This is a genomic window from Anabaena sp. CCY 0017 (assembly GCF_963920885.1).
In the GTDB taxonomy this organism is placed as follows: domain Bacteria; phylum Cyanobacteriota; class Cyanobacteriia; order Cyanobacteriales; family Nostocaceae; genus Nodularia.
In genome coordinates this window covers 1-272 of the sequence record NZ_CAWUDG010000092.1, presented here as the reverse complement: position 1 = coordinate 272, position 272 = coordinate 1, and the positions used below count along the sequence as shown (strand labels likewise).

The window sequence follows — 272 nt, the reverse complement described above, 5'->3', positions numbered from 1 at the left end:
GCCGCAGGCGCGGTCGGCGCGGCGCAAGGCCTGGCGGCGGTTGTCGGCCCTATCGCTGGAACCCTGGCCTATCAGGCCTCGCCTGGCGCGCCCTATGTGATCGGCGCGACGCTGGTCCTGACCGCCGCGCTGTGGCCCTCGCGTCGTCCGTCACCAGAACAGACCGCCTCGGTTTCCTGACCGTCACCCGCCCCGTCGCCATCCTCGAAGGCGGCGGCCAGGGTCGCCACCATCCAGTGGGTCGCGGGATCATCCTGCGACCGCTCATGCCA

At 72.1% G+C, this 272-nt stretch carries 1 protein-coding gene; it reads left to right on the top strand.

Annotation, left to right across the window (positions count from 1 at the left end; all coding sequences use genetic code 11):
- The coding region (locus tag ACM0OW_RS25830) for a hypothetical protein (RefSeq protein ID WP_414553572.1) at window positions 1–180 on the top strand (180 nt) is incomplete at its 5' end.
- Window positions 181–272: the final 92 nt, after the last annotated feature.